Source organism: Caenimonas sp. SL110 (assembly GCF_001044395.1).
Classification (GTDB): Bacteria; Pseudomonadota; Gammaproteobacteria; order Burkholderiales; family Burkholderiaceae_C; genus Ramlibacter.
Map to the genome: position 1 here is coordinate 165,234 of NZ_JANU01000007.1, position 16,387 is coordinate 181,620.

Annotated in this window: 16 protein-coding genes; 8 read left to right on the forward strand and 8 right to left on the reverse strand. The window is 61.7% G+C overall.

The window, feature by feature from the left end; translation table 11 throughout:
- Positions 1–105: 105 nt before the first annotated feature.
- The 3 genes from AQ12_RS05590 to AQ12_RS05600 all read right to left on the reverse strand — a co-directional run bounded on the left by AQ12_RS05590 (position 106) and on the right by AQ12_RS05600 (position 3,153).
- Positions 106–1,269, reverse strand: coding sequence for a Gfo/Idh/MocA family protein (locus AQ12_RS05590; protein ID WP_048438881.1), 1,164 nt, complete (start codon positions 1,267–1,269; stop codon positions 106–108).
- A 12-nt stretch (positions 1,270–1,281) separates the two neighbouring features.
- Entirely contained in the window at positions 1,282–2,265 is a 984-nt protein-coding gene (locus AQ12_RS05595; protein WP_048438882.1) for a tripartite tricarboxylate transporter substrate binding protein, read from the reverse strand.
- A 237-nt stretch (positions 2,266–2,502) separates the two neighbouring features.
- Positions 2,503–3,153, reverse strand: a complete 651-nt coding sequence (locus AQ12_RS05600) for a TetR/AcrR family transcriptional regulator (protein ID WP_048438883.1) — start codon at positions 3,151–3,153, stop codon at positions 2,503–2,505.
- 75 nt (positions 3,154–3,228) lie between these two features.
- On the opposite strand from AQ12_RS05600, the gene AQ12_RS05605 reads away from it, so the two are divergent.
- Positions 3,229–4,947 (forward strand): thiamine pyrophosphate-binding protein, encoded by a 1,719-nt coding sequence (locus AQ12_RS05605; protein WP_048438884.1) that lies wholly within the window; start codon positions 3,229–3,231, stop codon positions 4,945–4,947.
- Here AQ12_RS05605 and AQ12_RS05610 read toward each other — a convergent pair.
- From AQ12_RS05610 to yedA, 4 genes are all read right to left on the reverse strand, one after another.
- Positions 4,937–6,259: a metallopeptidase TldD-related protein gene (locus AQ12_RS05610; RefSeq protein WP_048438885.1), complete on the reverse strand. Its 1,323-nt coding sequence runs from the start codon at positions 6,257–6,259 to the stop codon at positions 4,937–4,939. The genes AQ12_RS05605 and AQ12_RS05610 overlap by 11 nt on opposite strands.
- Entirely contained in the window at positions 6,259–7,713 is a 1,455-nt protein-coding gene (locus tag AQ12_RS05615; protein WP_048438886.1) for a TldD/PmbA family protein, read from the reverse strand. Before AQ12_RS05615 ends, AQ12_RS05610 begins: the two co-directional genes overlap by 1 nt.
- 100 nt (positions 7,714–7,813) lie before the next feature.
- On the reverse strand, positions 7,814–8,281 hold the full coding sequence (locus tag AQ12_RS05620) for an SWIB/MDM2 domain-containing protein (protein WP_048438887.1): 468 nt from the start codon (positions 8,279–8,281) through the stop codon (positions 7,814–7,816).
- Between the two features lie 135 nt (positions 8,282–8,416).
- Entirely contained in the window at positions 8,417–9,343 is a 927-nt protein-coding gene (gene yedA, locus AQ12_RS05625) for a drug/metabolite exporter YedA (protein ID WP_048438888.1), read from the reverse strand.
- Between the two features lie 89 nt (positions 9,344–9,432).
- Here yedA and AQ12_RS05630 point away from each other — a divergent pair, with 89 nt between their 5' ends.
- The gene (locus AQ12_RS05630; protein ID WP_152682683.1) at positions 9,433–9,927 is read left to right on the forward strand and encodes an Lrp/AsnC family transcriptional regulator; all 495 of its coding nucleotides are present in this window, start codon (positions 9,433–9,435) and stop codon (positions 9,925–9,927) included.
- 8 nt (positions 9,928–9,935) lie between these two features.
- On the opposite strand, the gene AQ12_RS05635 is transcribed toward AQ12_RS05630, so the two are convergent.
- The gene (locus AQ12_RS05635) at positions 9,936–10,853 is read right to left on the reverse strand and encodes a DMT family transporter (RefSeq protein WP_048438890.1); all 918 of its coding nucleotides are present in this window, start codon (positions 10,851–10,853) and stop codon (positions 9,936–9,938) included.
- 32 nt (positions 10,854–10,885) lie between these two features.
- On the opposite strand from AQ12_RS05635, the gene AQ12_RS05640 reads away from it, so the two are divergent.
- The 6 genes from AQ12_RS05640 to rpmI all read left to right on the forward strand — a co-directional run bounded on the left by AQ12_RS05640 (position 10,886) and on the right by rpmI (position 16,320).
- Positions 10,886–11,326 carry a gamma-glutamylcyclotransferase gene (locus tag AQ12_RS05640; protein ID WP_238587658.1) on the forward strand — a complete coding sequence of 147 codons (441 nt, stop codon included), beginning with the start codon at positions 10,886–10,888 and terminating at the stop codon, positions 11,324–11,326.
- A gap of 257 nt (positions 11,327–11,583) precedes the next feature.
- Positions 11,584–12,891, forward strand: a complete 1,308-nt coding sequence (gene aceA, locus AQ12_RS05645; protein ID WP_048438909.1) for an isocitrate lyase — start codon at positions 11,584–11,586, stop codon at positions 12,889–12,891.
- A gap of 121 nt (positions 12,892–13,012) precedes the next feature.
- Positions 13,013–13,207, forward strand: coding sequence for a hypothetical protein (locus AQ12_RS05650; RefSeq protein ID WP_048438891.1), 195 nt, complete (start codon positions 13,013–13,015; stop codon positions 13,205–13,207).
- 185 nt (positions 13,208–13,392) lie between these two features.
- The gene (gene thrS / locus AQ12_RS05655; protein ID WP_048438892.1) at positions 13,393–15,300 is read left to right on the forward strand and encodes a threonine--tRNA ligase; all 1,908 of its coding nucleotides are present in this window, start codon (positions 13,393–13,395) and stop codon (positions 15,298–15,300) included.
- Between the two features lie 85 nt (positions 15,301–15,385).
- Positions 15,386–15,979 (forward strand): translation initiation factor IF-3, encoded by a 594-nt coding sequence (infC, locus tag AQ12_RS05660; RefSeq protein WP_082151416.1) that lies wholly within the window; start codon positions 15,386–15,388, stop codon positions 15,977–15,979.
- A gap of 137 nt (positions 15,980–16,116) precedes the next feature.
- Positions 16,117–16,320, forward strand: coding sequence for a 50S ribosomal protein L35 (rpmI, locus tag AQ12_RS05665; RefSeq protein WP_048438910.1), 204 nt, complete (start codon positions 16,117–16,119; stop codon positions 16,318–16,320).
- Positions 16,321–16,387: the final 67 nt, after the last annotated feature.

The following is a 16,387-nucleotide window of genomic DNA, read 5'->3' on the forward strand; positions in this document are numbered from 1 at the left end:
CCGCAAGCCCGGCGGCGTTTGATCGAAGATGGATGCCGGATCAGGCCCGGCATGACAGCCTTCACTGTCATTGCGGGCTAGACCCGCAATCCAGACTGCGCTTGTTCAGACCTCGAGCTTGGGTACATCCACCCAGCGCCGTTCTTTCCACGACTGCAGCGCGGCCTCCACCAGCTGCACACCCTTCGCGCCCTCAGGCAACGTCCAGCGGTACGGCTCGTCTTCCACCACGTGGCGGATGAAGTGTTCCCACTGGATCTTGAAGCCGTTGTCGTAGAACTGCGAGTCGGGCACTTCCTGCCACTGGTCGAAGAAGTTCATCGTCTGCTTCACGTCCGGGTTCCACACCGGGCGCGGCGTGGTCACGCGGCTCTGTGCGCGGCACTCCTGCAGGCCTGCAACAGCCGAGCCATGCGTGCCGTCGACATGGAAGGTGACCAGATCATCGCGGCGCACACGCGTGGCCCACGACATGTTCATCTGCGCGATGACGGGCTCGCCGTTGTGGCCGATGAGTTCTGCGGTGGCGTAGGCAGCGTCGTCGGCCGTGGCCTGGTACGGCTTGCCGGCTTCGTCCCAACGCTGCGGAATATGCGTCGCGCCGATGCAGCTGATGGACTTCACTTCGCCAAACAGGTTGTCCAGCACATAGCGCCAGTGGCACATCATGTCCAGGATCATCCCGCCGCCGTCTTCGGTGCGGTAGTTCCAGCTCGGGCGCTGTATGGGTTGCAGGTCGCCTTCAAAAACCCAGTAGCCGAACTCCAGCCGTACCGACAGCATCTTTCCGAAGAAGCCCGCGCGCCTGAGCATGTCCAGCTTGCGAAGCCCGGGCAGGAACAGTTTGTCCTGCACCGCGCCGTGCTTGAGGCCCGATTCCTGAGCGAGTCGCGCGATTTCAACGGCTTCGTTGAGGTTGGTGGCGATGGGCTTTTCGCAGTACACATGCTTGCCCGCACGGATGGCCTTGGCCAGCAGGGTGGGGCGCATCTGCGTCGTGCCTGCATCGAAGAACACCGTGTCGGCTGTGTTCTCCAGCGCCTTGTCCAGGACGGTGCCCCAACGCTCGATCTTCCAGGCCTTGGCGAGCGCCTGCATCTTGTCCGCGTTGCGTCCGATCAGGATCGGGTCGGGCATGACCCGGTCACCGTTGGACAGCTGCACGCCGCCCTGGTCGCGGATCGCGACGATGGAGCGGATCAGGTGCTGGTTCATGCCCATGCGTCCGGTGACGCCGTGCATGATGAGGCCGAGTCTTTGCGTAGCCATTCGTCAGGTCCTTCAGTTCTTCTGCACGTCGAGGCCGGCGGCTTTCACCAGTGCGGCATTGGTCTTGATTTCGCCGGCGATGTAGGCATCGAACTGCTCGGGCTTGAGCGTCCAGGCATCGGCGCCCAGGGTGGCGAAACGCTCCTTGACTTCAGGCGTGTTGAGCGCCTTCACGACTTCTTCCTGCAGGCGGTTGACGATGTCGCGCGGTGTCTTGGCCGGCGCCATCATGCCGATCCAGAAGTTGAACTCGGAGCCGGGTACGCCAGCTTCAGACGTGGTGGGCACGTCGGGCAGGGCGCTGGCGCGCTTGGGAGAGCCGACCGCAAGTGCGAGCAGCTGGCCATTGCGGATCTGGCCGATCACCGGCGCGATGGGCGAGAAGTAATAGTCAACGCGGCCCGACATCACTTCGGTCACGGCTTCGGCCGAACCCTTGAAGGGGATGTTGGTCGCTTCGATCTTCGCGGCGTGCTTGAACTTCTCTGCGTTCAGGTGCGTGGCGCTGCCCTGGCCGGCGGATGCGAAGTTCAGGCTACCCGGCTTGGCGCGTGCGGCGGCCAAAAGCTGCGGCAGCGTCTTGATGTTTTTGGCCGGCGAGATCACCAGCACGTTCGGCGTGGACGAGATCGGCGTGATGCCGACGAAGTCTTTCTCGGTGTCGAAGGGCAGCTTGGCAAACGTGTGCGGGCTCACCGTGTGCGACGACGAGTGAACCATGATGGTGTAGCCGTCGGGCGCTGCCGTGGCGACTGTCGCCTGGCCGATGGTGCCGCTAGCGCCGCCGCGGTTGTCGATGATGAGCGTCTGTCCCATGCTCTGGCCCATCTTGTCGGCGATGGCGCGCGCAATGATGTCGGTGGTGCTGCCTGCTGCGAAAGGCACGATCACGCGGATCGGCTTGTTGGGATAGCCCGCTTGCGCCTGGGCGGCGAACGGGGTTGCGACTGTGAGTGCGGCGGCTGCGGCAATGGCAAGGCGACGGGTGAGCTTCATGGGGATGTCTCCTGGAATATTCGATGGTTAATTCACTAGGCGGTGAATTGTAGGGCGTGATTTTTTGAATGGCAAGTTGGGGAGAACCTGTGGTTGTGGCGGTGGGCCTACCTGGCGTCGCTGAAGTCATGGATTGCGGGTCGAGCCCGCAATGACAGTCCATAGAGGCTGTCATGCCGGACTTGATCCGGCATCCACCGCGCAGCGGCAACGGCGCATGCTCAAGCACCGATGCGGCTAATCGCGCAGCACGTACCCCAAAATCACATCGCACATGTGCGCAAGCCGCTCATTGCGCGCCTTGGGCGCCATCAGGTCGCGGCCGAAGATGGCCGAGAGCGTGTGGTTGTTCGAGAGATAGAAATACGACAGCGCAGCAATCGACACATACAGCTGCACCGGATCGACCCCGCCGCGAAACGAGCCGTCCTTGCGTCCGCGCTCCAGCACTTCACCCAGCGTGGCGATCAGCGGCGAATTCATCTCTCGCACCCGTTCGGAATCTTCCAGATGCCGTGCGCGATGCAAATTGGCGCTGTTGAGCAGCGTGATGAACTCCGGGTGGTCCAGGTAGTAGTTCCAGGTGAACTCCACCAGGCGCCGAACAGCCTCGGCAGGCGGCATGGCCGTGAGCTTGAGGCCGCGTTCTTTTTCGCGGATATCAACGTAGGCCTGTTCCAGCACAGCCTGGAACAGCTTTTCCTTGTCCTGGAAGTAGTAGTAGATGAGGCGCTTGTTCAGGCCTGCGCGTTCCGCGATGCGATCCATGCGCGCGCCGCCCAGGCCGCTCTCTGCAAATTCATCGCGAGCCGCCGCTAAGATGGTGGCCTGCGAGCGGTCTGCATCGCGCAGCCGCTCTTCGGTGACTGGGGCGAGTGCTCGGGTCATGGGTTGATAATTCACCAAGTCGTTAATAAAGTCAAGGCGCCAAACCAGCGCCGATCACCTGGGGACAAGCAAGACATGGCACAGATCGCGGGACACCTGATTGTCGAATGCCTGGTGGCGCAGGGCGTGGAGCACGTCTTTGGCGTGCCCGGTGAAAGCTACCTCGCCGTGCTCGATGGCTTCCATGCCTATCGGGGCGACATCCGCGTCATCATCAACCGGCAAGAGGGCGGTGCGGCCTACATGGCCGAGGCGCACGGCAAGATGACCGGGCGTCCGGGCGTCTGCTTCGTTACCCGCGGGCCGGGCGCAACCAATGCTTCCATCGGTGTCCACACCGCGTTCCAGGATTCGTCGCCGATGGTGCTCTTCGTGGGCGACGTGGCCAGCGACCAGCGCGATCGCGAAGCGTTCCAGGAGGTCGAGTACACGAGCTTCTTCGGGCCGAGCACCAAGGGCATGGCCAAGCGGGTCGAGCGCATCGATGAGCCCGATCGCATTCCCGAATACATCGCGCGCGCATTCGCCACGGCGATGAACGGAAGGCCGGGGCCTGTGGTGCTGGTGCTGCCGGAAGACATGCTGGTCAAGATGACCGAGGCGCGGCCCACGGCGCGTGTCGAGGCGGTGCAGGCCTGGAGCGACCCCGGAGCCGTGCGCGAAGTGCGCGAGATGCTGCTGAAGGCCACGAAGCCGATGGTCATCGCCGGCGGTGGCGGATGGACCCCGCAGTCAGCGCAGGCCCTGCAGCGTTTTGCCGAAAACTGGAAGCTGCCGGTAGGCAATGCGTTTCGCTTCCAGGACACGTTCGACAACCATCACGAGTTGTATGCGGGTGATGTGGGTATCGGCATCAATCCGAGGCTCGCAGCGCGTGTGCGCGAGAGCGACCTGATCCTGGCGATCGGGCCGAGGCTGGGCGAGATGACGACCAGCGGCTACACCTTGCTTCGCGCACCCAGGCCGGTGCAAAAGCTGATCCATATCCATGCCGACCCGGAAGAGCTCAACCGGGTCTACCAGGCGGATCTCGCGATCAACGCAACGATGAATGCGGCTGCAAGGTCACTGGAAGTGTTGACCGCGCCACCCGAGCTGCCGTGGACAGCCTGGACCGAGGCGGTTCATGCGGACTACGAAGCCAACCTGGTCCCGCAGAAGTTGCCCGGCACGATCGACATGCCGGCCATCGTGGGGCTGCTGGCAAAGCATCTGCCCGAAGACGCGGTTCACACCAACGGCGCGGGAAACTTTGCGAGCTGGGTGCATCGATTCTTCAAGCATCACGGCCTGGTGAAGGGGCACAAGACGCAGCTCGCACCGACCGTCGGCGCGATGGGTTATGGCGTGCCGGCGGGCATCGCGGCCAATATCGTGAGCGGGCGCACGGTGCTCACGATGGCGGGCGATGGCGACTTCCTGATGAACGGACAGGAGCTGGCGACTGCCGTGCAATACGGCGCCAAGACCATCATCGTGCTGCTGAACAACGGCATGTACGGCACGATCCGCATGCACCAGGAGCGCGACTATCCCGAGCATGTGAGCGGCACGCACCTGAACAATCCGGATTTCGCCGCGCTGGCTCGCGCGTATGGCTACGCAGGCGTCAAGGTGTCGCGCACCGAGGAGTTCGAGCCCGAGCTGGTCGCAGCGCTCGAACGCAAGCAGGGCACGCTGATCGAGATCATGCTCGACCCAGAGGTCATCACGACTCGCGGGCCGCTGTCGGCGATCACCGAAGGCGCGTTGAAGCGCCAACGGGATCAGCAGGATCAGCCGATCAAAGGGTAAATCGGAATCCCTGCACGATCGCGCCGGGCGTCGTCACGCTGCCCAGCGCGCGCGCCATGTAGGTGCCGCTGTCTGGCACCAGCTCGCGCTCGTGAGTGAGTGCGACCAGGCCTTCGCCGAACATGCGCAGGAACGAGTCGTCGAATCGCATCACCGCGATCGGCGCGACGAGCTCACCGTTTTCCACCCAGAAGCAGGCAAAGCGCGTCATGCCGGTCATGCGGCAGGCCTGGCGGTCGCTGTAGTTCAGGTAGTGAAGGTTGCTCAGGTAGATGCCGGTGCCCAGCGTGCGCAGGATGTCGGCCGGGGCCAAAGTGCCTGCGGCCAGGGCGAGCGACTCGGGTGACTCGTAGGCATTCGCGCCATTGGCAGGCAGGGCGTATTCGCTGGCGCTTCGGGCCGAGTTCAGGGTACCGACTGTGCGACCCTGGTCCACGAGAGCGACCTCGCCGGGCTTGACGAAGCCGTCCTGCTGGAAACAGGGCGCAATCCCGGTGCTGGTGGCTTCGCTGATCGCGATCGACGGATGCAGCAGCTTGTCGCCGCGATGAACCAGCCCCAACGTGTTGACGCCCGTCTTGAGCGCCTTCACACCGAACCCGTCCCATCCCAGGGTGCCGAGCAGGTCGGCCATGGCGACCGGTGACAGATACACGCGGTACTCGCCCGGAGCCAGCGTGATTTGCGGCCGCTCCAGCAGCGCGACCTGCTCGCGGGCGCTTGCCATCTTGCGGGCGAACTCAGCGGCGTCCCAGCTCGTGCCCGCATACGACGACTTCACTGCCTGGTCGCCCGAACGGTAGAGGCACCATTCAAAGTTGAAGCTCGCGACGCTGTGCCAGTTGCGCTGGCCCCGGCTGTCGGCGAAGGCGCGCACGATGGGGCCGCCCGCGTAGAAGCCGACCAGATCGGTTCCGCTTGCGTGATCGGCAACGGCCTCGATCACCTGTTCTGCAGTGGGCAGTTGAGCTGTGGACACCCGGTCGGTGGAGGTCACGGTGTCCGGCAGCATCAGGTACTTGTCTTCGGGCACCAGGGGTAGCTGCGCGATGAGGGCCGCTCTCTCTTCGAGCAGGGCGCGGACGTCTGTGGCGACATTGCCGCTGAGCGTGACCGTGCCACTCGAACGGCGCAATCCGGCGACCACCGACACCGTCGCACTGCGCTGGTCGACGTGCGTGACCTGCCGCACCAGGGCGTGATTGAAGCGGATGAAGTCGGTGGTTTCTGCGGCGTAGTGAAGGCTCACGCGGTCCGCGCCCACGACATCGGTGCACACGGCGGACGCGATCTTTTCGAAGTAATCCTGCATCACTGCGCCCCTCCGAAAACCGCCACGTTAGTGAACTTGCAGGCCGGCGCCGCATGACCTACGCGAACGACCTGGTTGGGTTCGCCTTTGCCGCAGTACGGTGTGCCCATGACCTTGAATGTGCTTGCGTCACCCACCATCGCCAGCGAGCGCCAGAAGCCTGCCGAAATGCCGCGATAGCTCGGCCGCTTGACGACTTCGGCGAGTTTGCCGCCGCGAATCATCTGGCCGTATTCGCAGCCGAACTGGAACTTGTTGCGGGAGTCGTCGATGCTCCATGACGCATTGGTGTGCATCATCACGCCGTGGTCGATGCTGGCGATCATGTCGGCGAGCGTGGAGTCGCCTGCTTCGACGTTGAGGTTGCTCATGCGGTCGATGGGCGCGCGATTCCAGCTGCAGGCGCGTGCGGTGGAAACACCGGCGACGCTGCTGCCGAGTTCGCGCGCACGAGCCTGCGAGACGGTGCCGCCCAGCGGCCGCTGCAGGATGCCGTGGCGAATGATCCACTGGCGCTGCGCAGGCGCGCCGTCGTCGTCGTATGCAAACGATGCGAACTGGGCGGTGACGTCGGGCGCGAAGCTCACGTTGAGCAGGTCGCTGCCGTAGCGGTAGTGCCCGAACATGTCGAGCGTGACGAAGCTGGTGCCGGCGAAATTGCGCTCATCGCCCAGGATACGGTCGAGCTCCAGCGGATGGCCGATGCTCTCGTGGATCTGCAGCATCATCTGGTCGGGCATGACCAGGAGGTCCATGTCACCGGTCGGGCAATTGGCTGCATGAACGAGTTCCAGCGCTTCACGCGCCACGCGGGGCCCGTCATCAGCAAACCCCGCGCGGTCCAGCACTTCGAAGCCGCCCTGCTGGCAGAACCCGTTGTACTGGCCGGCAGCCGATCGTGCCTGCGTGTCGCCGTTGGCCGATGCGACGACCAGGATGTTGGGGACGACGAAGTCCCAGCTCTGCTCCACCCGGGCTCCGCCAGAGGTGATGAGCAGTTGCTCGGTATGCGTCGTCCACAGCGACGCCATGCGATCGACGATGGCGTCGTCGATCTTTGCGCTGGCGCAGACATGGCGCACCAAGTCGAATTTGTCGCCTAGCGTGGCGGCATTCACCGGCTTGGCGTTGGGCGACTGGTAGTTGCCGACGGGCGCTGGCATGTCGACCTTGCGGTAGTCGAAAACGCTGTGCTTCGCCGTGGCCAGTGCGAGTTCGCCAGCTCTTGCAAAGGCGCTGCGCAGGCCCGCTTCAGAGACATCGCTGGTGGCCGCGTAACCCATGCCGCCTTGCCTGATCACCGACACCATCACGCCCGCGTCGCGCTGCCGGCTGGGTGGCTCTGGCACATCGGAACGCACACTGATGCGCTCACTGGTTTCACTGACGGCGCGCACAGACCAGAAGTCAGCGGCAGGAGCGGTTTTTCGGGCGAGTGTTTCGATGGAGTCCATGGGTATCGGGCGGTGGGTTCGCAAGGTGTGCGGAAACGAAAAAGGCCGGGGTCACCGGCCTTTGGAGTATCGCGAACTTGCGCGATGGATGCTCGTGAATTTACTTCACGTGCTTGCCGATCAGGCCAGCCATCTCGAACATGGAGACCTGTGCCTTGCCGAAGATTTCCTTCAGCTTGGCATCGGCGTTGACCATGCGCTTGTTGACCGAATCCTGCAGCTTGTTCTTCTTGATGTAGGCCCACAGCTTGCTGACCACTTCAGTGCGCGGCAGCGGTGCCGAACCCACGACAGCGGCGAGTTGCGCGCTGGGTGTGAGTGCCTTCATGAAGGCTGCATTGGGAGTGCGCTTCTTGGCGGGAGCTGCCTTCTTTGCAGGAGCTGCCTTCTTGGCGGGTGCAGCCTTCTTTGCAGGAGCTGCCTTCTTCGCCGGTGCAGCCTTCTTTGCAGGAGCTGCCTTTTTCGCCGGAGCGGCCTTCTTTGCAGGTGCCGCCTTCTTGGCCGGAGCGGCCTTCTTTGCTGCAGTCTTCGCGGGAGCTTTCTTCGCAGCTTTTTTCGCAGTTGCCATGATTATTTCCTTCTAGAAGTTGATTGACCTGCCAATGGAAACCAGCGTTCCTCGCTTGGCACTGCGGATGCTACTGGAGAAAAAACGCGTTTCCAAGCGAAAAATGGCTTTTTTCATTGGGGCATGTCGTTTTTTTTACTTCGCGTTCGACGCTGTTTTCCCTCTGAAGATCAGGAAAACGCCCGCTAGGATCACGCCGCACGCAATCCATTCGCCGCCGGTGACCGCTTCGCTGGCAACAACGACACCCAGAAAGAGTGCGATCACGGGGTTCACAAACGCGTAGCTGCTGGCGACTGCGGCCGACGTATTGGCCAGCAAATACATGTACGCGCTGAACGCAATGAGCGAGCCGAAGACCACGAGATAGACCCACGCCAGAGCTGCATGGCGCGTTGCGGGCCATTGCGGCTGCTCACCCAACGCAAGAGAAATCATCATCAACACCGCGCCGCCACACAACATTTCGCTCGCAAAGCCCATCGGTCCCGGCGCGAGCTGCAGCTTGTCGATCGACAGCACCGAGCCCAGCGCCCATGCGAGCGTGGCGCCGACGATGCTCGCGATTCCCAGCGGTGACGCCGAGAAACTTGCGCCGCTCACCAGCAGCGCGACGCCCGCAACGCCCACTGTCATGCCTGCGAACTCCAGCCGGCTCGGCCGTTTGCCCAGGGCAAGGCCAAAGGCGCAGACCCACATCGGGGTCACGGCAATGAAGGCGGCGATAAGCCCGGAGCCGATGGTCTGCTCGGCTGTGGCGCAAAGGCCCATGCCGCCGCCAAGCATCAGCGCCCCGATGACCAGGGCATTGCGCCATTGCATTCGCGTGGGAAAGACCAGTGCTTTGCCTGACGACCGGCCGCGCCAGGCAAGCCACGCCATCAGCAGCGAGCCCGCCGTGAGGAATCGCGTTCCCATCTGGAAGAACGGCGGGAAGCTCTCCAGCGCATAGCGGATCGCCAGGTAGGTGGAGCCCCAGATGAGGTAGCACGCGAGCAGGGCTGGTACGAGGAGTGAAGGGCGGACGGCGATCGATCGCGCCGTTGTTGCTGCTGGGTTCATGCACCCATGGTAGTTTTACGCTCGGCGGTCTTCCATGCATGATTCAAGGTCTGTTTGTTATCTGGCCTTGTTTTTGAAGGGAAATGTTGATGACTGCCGAAGTTTCAGAAATCGATGTCCATGACGGCCGCATCCTTGCCGAGCTTCAGAAGGATGCACGCATCAGCATGGCCGAACTCGGCAGGCGCGTTCACCTGAGCCAACCGGCGGTCACCGAGCGCGTGCGCAAGCTCGAACTCAACGGCGTGATCAAGGGATACCGCGCGGTGGTGGACTACCAGAGGCTGGGTTACGGCATACAGGCGATGGTGCGGATCGGGCGCGCGGAGTATTCGCGTGTGCTGAAGCTGGTGGAGCAAACGCCCGAGGTGGTGAACGCCTGGAATCTCACCGGCGAAGACAGCTGGATGCTGCAGATTGCGGTGATCGACGTGGCCCATCTCGATGGCGTGCTGAGCAAGTTTTGCGTGCTGGCCGAGACCTCGACATCCATCGTGCTGAATGCGCCACGCGAAAACGCGTCAGTCCTGCCTGCCAGGCGCGAGAACATCAGGCCGGCTGTGCGCAAGGCCCACAGCAAGTAGGCAGGTGCTCAGAACGTCGAACGTGAGGGCAGGGTGGCCAGCGCGACGCCCGCAAGTGCCAGCGCAAAGGCAACCACTTGCACGGTCGTCAGCGGTTCGCCGAGCACAAGCACCCCCACCACCGCTGCCGAAACCGGAAGCATCACGGTGAACACGCCGCCTTGTGAAGCAGGGACCGTCTTTAACCCCGTCATCCACAGCCAGACCGTCCAGATGCTCGCGGCCAGCGAATAGAAGATCAGCAAGATCCAGATACTGGCCTTGACGCCGCCGAAGTCGAATGTGGTCGCGGCGTAGAGGCCGAACGGAGTCACGAGGGCGAACCCCCACAGGTTGATGAGCGACGCAATGCGCTTGGCGCCCATTGCGCCGGTGAGTTTCTTGCCGATGACTGCGTATGCGGCTTCGCAAATGACGGCGCCCAGGATCAGCAGATTGCCAAGCCAGGCGGGACCCAGGGCCGAAACTGTCGCGCCAGCGTGGTCGAGTGGTTTCGCAAGCCCCAGGAGCGCAATGCCGGCGGCTGCGCACGCGATCGCGGCCCATACACGCGGCATGATCCGCTCTCCGAGGAAGCCCCAGCTCATGAGCGCCACGACCGCAGGGATGGCCGCCATGATCACCCCGGCCGAAACGGCGCTCGTCATGCTCACTCCGAAGAGCATGCAGATCGAGAACATGAAGTTGCCCAGGAACGATTCGAGAAAGAGAAGACGCCTCGTCTCGCGCGTCATCGGCGGCTCATCGGCTGGCTTGCGCAGCCAGGGGAGCATGCCCAGGCCGCCAATGCCAAAGCGCATCCAGGCCAGCAGGAACACGGGAATTGCCGCGACCAGCGGTTTGGAAAGCGCCACATAGCTGCCGACGAGCGACATGCTCAGGGCGAGGCAGGCGTACGCGACGACGCGCTGGCGTCGCTCGGTCATTGAAAATGGGAGGATGAAAACAAAACGAGCGAATGATGCCCGAATCGCCAGCGCCACCTGAAGCCGCGCACAGTCCAGATGCCCGTCACGTGTTCGTTTACGGGACGCTGCGCCGTGGAGGCAGCAACGACATCAACCGTCTGGTGCCTGCCCCGCGTTACGTGGGCATGGGCGAAGTGCAGGGGTGCCTGTACCGCATTGACTGGTATCCGGGGCTCACGCTGGGCGGCCAGGACGCGGTGACGGTTGTCGGTGAGGTTTACGAGATTGATCCGCCGCTGGAGGCCGTGCTCGACGAAATCGAATGCATCGATGACGGCCCCGACAGCGAGTACTTCAAGCGCGAGCTGCCCGTCGAAGTGGATGGGCGCCCGATCTTGTGCCTGGTGTACGAGGTGAACCCCGAACGGGTGCGCGGCAAGCAGCTGATTGGGCACGGCGACTGGATCCTGTTTCATCCCGCGCAACCCTGATTTCGCATTGCGGAATTTCGTCATGCTGCACTGCGCAAAAATTTCTCAATACGAGAAATGAAATACCGTATTGAGAAATGAGAGGCTCAAGTCATTGATTTAAAAGGGATAAAAATATCTCTTATATAAGACACAAGAGCTTCTCAAACTCTTCTACAAGACTTAAAGTTCATCCATCGGCATCGTCCTTGCATCGGCAGGAATACCGAACCAGTTTCTATCAACCTCGGAGTGAAAACATGACATCCTGGACCCACCTGACGCGCGAACAGCAGATCGCCCAACTCGAAAAAGACTGGGCCGAAAACCCACGCTGGAAGGGCATCAAGCGCGGCTACAGCGCTGCTGACGTCGTCAAGCTGCGCGGCTCGGTGCAGATCGATCACACGCTGGCCAAGCGTGGCGCCGAGAAGCTCTGGAACCTCATCAACACCGAGCCGTTCGTCAACACGCTGGGCGCGCTGACGGGCAACCAGGCCATGCAGCAGGTCAAGGCCGGTTTGAAGGGCATCTATCTTTCTGGCTGGCAAGTCGCTGGCGATGCGAACAGCAACGGCGAGATGTACCCTGACCAGTCGCTGTACTCGGTGGACTCGGTGCCCAAGTGCGTCAAGAAGATCAACGCCACGTTTGCACGCGCCGACCAGATCCAGTGGAGCGAAGGCAAGGGTCCTGGCGACGAAGGTTATGTTGATTACTTCGCGCCCATCGTGGCCGATGCGGAAGCCGGTTTCGGCGGCGTGTTGAACGCGTTCGAACTGATGAAGGCCATGATCGAAGCGGGCGCCGCCGGCGTTCACTTTGAGGACCAGCTCGCATCGGTGAAGAAGTGCGGTCACATGGGCGGCAAGGTGCTCGTGCCGACGCGCGAAGCCAACGCCAAGCTGATCGCAGCCCGCCTGGCCGCTGACGTGATGGGCACGCCCACCATCCTGTTGGCCCGTACGGACGCGGAAGCTGCTGACCTCGTCACCAGCGATGTTGATCCGATCGACCAGCCTTTCTGCACGGGCGAGCGTACGGTCGAAGGTTTCTACCGGACCAACAAGGGCATCGACCAGGCGATTGCTCGCGGTCTTGCTTACGCCGAGTACGCCGACCTGATCTGGTGCGAGACCGGCACGCCGGACCTGAAGTTCGCCAAGGACTTCGCCGATGCGATCCACGCGAAGTTCCCGGGCAAGCTGCTGGCGTACAACTGCTCGCCATCGTTCAACTGGAAGAAGAACCTGGACGACGCGACCATTGCCAAGTTCCAGAAGGAACTCGGCGCCATGGGCTACAAGTTCCAGTTCATCACGCTGGCCGGCTTCCACAGCCTGAACTACTCGATGTTCGAGCTGGCTTACGGTTACGCCCGCAGCAACATGAGCGCCTTCGTGGAGCTGCAGCAAAAGGAATTTGCAGCTGCTGACCGCGGCTTCACCGCCGTGAAGCACCAGCGCGAAGTGGGAACGGGCTACTTCGACGCCGTCACCACGACCATCGAGGCGAATGCTTCGACCGCAGCGCTCAAGGGTTCGACCGAAGACGAGCAGTTCTTCGAAGAGAAGAAGGCTGCCTGAGCCTCGCGTTCGGATGAAGAAGGGGCCTTGCGGCCCCTTTTCCGTTTGGGGAAACGGCCCTTGTTTTTTCCGGGACGAAGGTTAGAGTACGTGGCACTTAACCTATGCAGGGGACGGCCTCATGAGCTCTACCGAAGACAGGACCGGCGTTTTTGACGCGAGCAAGCTCAGCCAGGCCAAATGCCCCGATTGCCTGGGCACGGGCGAACTCAGGTTCGACAGCGAAAACATCACCGAAGACTTCGAAGTCGAAAAACAGACGATCATCACGCCGTGCGAGCGCTGCAATGGCACGGGTTATGTACCCGCCGGTTAGAATTGCGGCTTTGCTGAGTGAACAAGAGCGAGAAAGGCACCCCGGTTATGACACCGCGAACTACCACTGAAGGTTTGACGGCCCGTTGAGGCCGTGTAGTCGCGTGCACTGAGGTCACCCCTTGCAACCCAAAAGCGCGGCTCACGTCCGCGCTTTTTTGTTTTCCTTACCGCTATTTTTTGATCATGATTCAAGTCACGCTTCCCGATGGTTCCCAGCGCGAGTTTCCCGGCCCGGTCACGGTCGCAGACGTCGCAGCTTCAATCGGCCCTGGTCTGGCCAAGGCGGCACTCGCCGGCAAGGTCGACGGCAAGGTCGTCGATACGAGTTTCACCATCGACAAGAATAGCCAGCTCGCCATCGTCACGGCCAAGGATGCCGACGGCCTTGATGTCATCCGCCATTCGACGGCGCACTTGCTGGCCTACGCTGTGAAAGAACTGTTCCCCGAGGCGCAGGTGACGATTGGTCCGGTGATCGAAAACGGCTTTTTCTATGACTTCTCGTACAAGCGGCCGTTTACGCCCGAAGACCTTGTCGCTATCGAAAAGCGCATGGGGGCAATCGCGGCGAAAGACGAGCCTGTGACGCGCCGGGTGCTGCCGCGCGATGACGCCGTGGCCCATTTCAAGAGCATTGGCGAAAACTACAAGGCGGAAATCATCGGCAGCATTCCCGCCAACGAAGATGTCTCGCTGTACGCCGAGGGTTCGTTCGAGGACCTCTGCCGCGGCCCGCACGTACCGAGCACGGGCAAGCTCAAGCACTTCAAGTTGATGAAGGTGGCCGGCGCGTATTGGCGTGGCGATCACCGCAACGAGATGCTCCAGCGCATCTACGGGACGGCCTGGGCGAGCAAGGAAGAGCTCCAGCAGTACCTGACGATGCTCGAAGAGGCGGAAAAGCGCGATCACCGCAAGCTCGGGCGCGAGCTCGACCTGTTCCATATCGACGACGTTGCACCGGGCGTGGTGTTCTGGCATCCCAAGGGCTGGGCGATCTGGCAGGCGGTGGAGCAGTACATGCGGCAGGTCTACAAGGACACGGGCTACCAGGAAGTCAAGGGTCCGCAGATCCTGGACAAGAGCCTGTGGGAGAAGACGGGCCACTGGCAGAACTATCGCGAGAACATGTTCACGACGGAAAGCGAAAAGCGCGAGTACGCCCTGAAGCCCATGAACTGTCCGGGCCATGTGCTCATCTTCAAGCACGGCATCAAGAGCTATCGCGACTTGCCGGTGCGTTTCGGCGAGTTCGGACAGTGCCACCGCAATGAGCCGACGGGTGCGTTGCACGGAATCATGCGGGTGCGCGGGTTCACGCAGGATGACGGCCACATCTTCTGTACCGAAGACCAGATCCTGGAAGAGTGCGTGAACTACACGGCGCAGCTGCAGAAGGTCTACGCCGACTTCGGATTCAAGGACATCCTCTACAAGGTCGCAACGCGCCCCGACAACCGGGTTGGCTCTGACGAACTGTGGGACAAGGCCGAGTTTGCGGTGATGGAGGCGCTGCGCCGGTCAGGCGTGGACTTTATCGTCTCGCCTGGAGACGGCGCGTTCTACGGTCCCAAGATCGAGTACACGCTCAAGGACGCCCTTGGGCGCCAGTGGCAATGCGGCACGATGCAGGTCGACTTCAATACGGCCGAGCGGCTCGGCGGTGAGTACGTGACGGAGACGAGCAGCCGTGCGCACCCAGTGATGCTGCATCGGGCCATTGTCGGCAGCCTCGAGCGCTTCATTGGCATGCTCATCGAAAATCACGCTGGCGCGCTGCCGGCCTGGCTGGCCCCGGTACAAGTTGCGGTGCTCAATATCACCGACTCGCAGGCCGAATACGCCCGGTCCGTGGTCAAAACGCTGGAAAATCAAGGGCTTAGGGTCGATCTTGATCTGCGCAACGAGAAAATAACGTATAAAATACGCGAGCATTCGTTGCAGAAGCTGCCGTATATCCTCGTCATAGGTGACAAGGAGATGGCTGCTGGTGCTGTCGCAGTGCGCGCCCGGGGCAACTTGGACCTCGGCGTGATGTCAGTGGACGCCTTCTCTCAGAGAATCGCCCAGGACATCCGAAACAAAAGCTGATTTTGAATGAATGACGCTGTTGCTTGCACGCACTGGGGCGGTTTCGCTACTTTATTTGTAGCAAACGTATTGAAGGACACAGACCATCGCTACTGAATTTCGCGACCGCCGCCAACGCGAGGAACGCAAGCACCGCCTGAACCGGGAAATCATGGCCCCGGAAGTACGCCTCTCGGGACCTGAAAACGAGCCCCTGGGTATCGTCAGTCTTTCCGAAGCCCTGCGAATGGCGGGTGAGGCTGATGTTGACCTGGTTGAAATTGCTGCTACTGCCAACCCGCCCGTGTGCCGGTTGATGGACTACGGCAAGTTCAAGTACCAGGAGCAAAAGAAGGCGGCGGAAGCGAAAGCAAAGCAGACGGTCATTGAAATCAAGGAAGTCAAATTCCGGCCGGGCACCGACGACGGTGACTACAACATCAAGATGCGCAATATTAAGCGCTTCCTGGCCGAAGGCGACAAGTGCAAGATTACGCTGCGCTTTCGGGGCCGCGAAATCACGCACCAGGAAATAGGCATGGCCTTGCTCAATCGCATTCGCGATGAACTCGGCGACCTGATCCTGATCGAGCAGTATCCCAAGCTCGAAGGCCGGCAGATGATCATGATGATCGCGCCGGGCAAGAAAAAAGTGGCTGTAAAGCCCGCCGCCGAATCCTCTCAACCGGCTTCGGCGTAAGTAGTTAAAGCATCCGTCAAAGGGTGCGCAGATCACTTGCCCTTCATTGGGCATTTGAAAAAAGTGTCTCGGGGCCAACAAGGCGCGAAAAACGTTTTCGCGACGCCTCACGAGCACAAATTAAAAGGAGCATGAAAATGCCCAAGATGAAGACCAAGAGCGGGGCCAAGAAGCGCTTCCGCGTTCGTCCCGGTGGTACCGTCAAGCGCGGCCAAGCCTTCAAGCGTCACATCCTGACCAAGAAGACCACCAAGAATAAGCGCCATCTGCGCGGTGCCGTTGCTGTGCATGAGACCAATATGGGTCACATGTCGCAGATGCTGCCCGGCCGTGGCATTTAATTAACGACGAACAAGGAGTACTCACATGCCTCGCGTCAAACGTGGTGTAACGGCTCCCCCCCCCCCC

Excerpts from the sequence above, each read along its gene's own strand:
- AQ12_RS05590 (WP_048438881.1), bottom strand. The coding sequence starts at position 1,269 with ATGGCTACGCAAAGACTCGGCCTCATCATGCACGGCGTCACCGGACGC.
- AQ12_RS05595 (WP_048438882.1), bottom strand. The coding sequence starts at position 2,265 with ATGAAGCTCACCCGTCGCCTTGCCATTGCCGCAGCCGCCGCACTCACA.
- AQ12_RS05600 (WP_048438883.1), bottom strand. The coding sequence starts at position 3,153 with ATGACCCGAGCACTCGCCCCAGTCACCGAAGAGCGGCTGCGCGATGCA.
- AQ12_RS05605 (WP_048438884.1), top strand. The coding sequence starts at position 3,229 with ATGGCACAGATCGCGGGACACCTGATTGTCGAATGCCTGGTGGCGCAG.
- AQ12_RS05610 (WP_048438885.1), bottom strand. The coding sequence starts at position 6,259 with ATGCAGGATTACTTCGAAAAGATCGCGTCCGCCGTGTGCACCGATGTC.
- AQ12_RS05615 (WP_048438886.1), bottom strand. The coding sequence starts at position 7,713 with ATGGACTCCATCGAAACACTCGCCCGAAAAACCGCTCCTGCCGCTGAC.
- AQ12_RS05620 (WP_048438887.1), bottom strand. The coding sequence starts at position 8,281 with ATGGCAACTGCGAAAAAAGCTGCGAAGAAAGCTCCCGCGAAGACTGCA.
- yedA (WP_048438888.1), bottom strand. The coding sequence starts at position 9,343 with ATGAACCCAGCAGCAACAACGGCGCGATCGATCGCCGTCCGCCCTTCA.
- AQ12_RS05630 (WP_152682683.1), top strand. The coding sequence starts at position 9,433 with ATGACTGCCGAAGTTTCAGAAATCGATGTCCATGACGGCCGCATCCTT.
- AQ12_RS05635 (WP_048438890.1), bottom strand. The coding sequence starts at position 10,853 with ATGACCGAGCGACGCCAGCGCGTCGTCGCGTACGCCTGCCTCGCCCTG.
- AQ12_RS05640 (WP_238587658.1), top strand. The coding sequence starts at position 10,886 with ATGATGCCCGAATCGCCAGCGCCACCTGAAGCCGCGCACAGTCCAGAT.
- AQ12_RS05650 (WP_048438891.1), top strand. The coding sequence starts at position 13,013 with ATGAGCTCTACCGAAGACAGGACCGGCGTTTTTGACGCGAGCAAGCTC.
- thrS (WP_048438892.1), top strand. The coding sequence starts at position 13,393 with ATGATTCAAGTCACGCTTCCCGATGGTTCCCAGCGCGAGTTTCCCGGC.
- rpmI (WP_048438910.1), top strand. The coding sequence starts at position 16,117 with ATGCCCAAGATGAAGACCAAGAGCGGGGCCAAGAAGCGCTTCCGCGTT.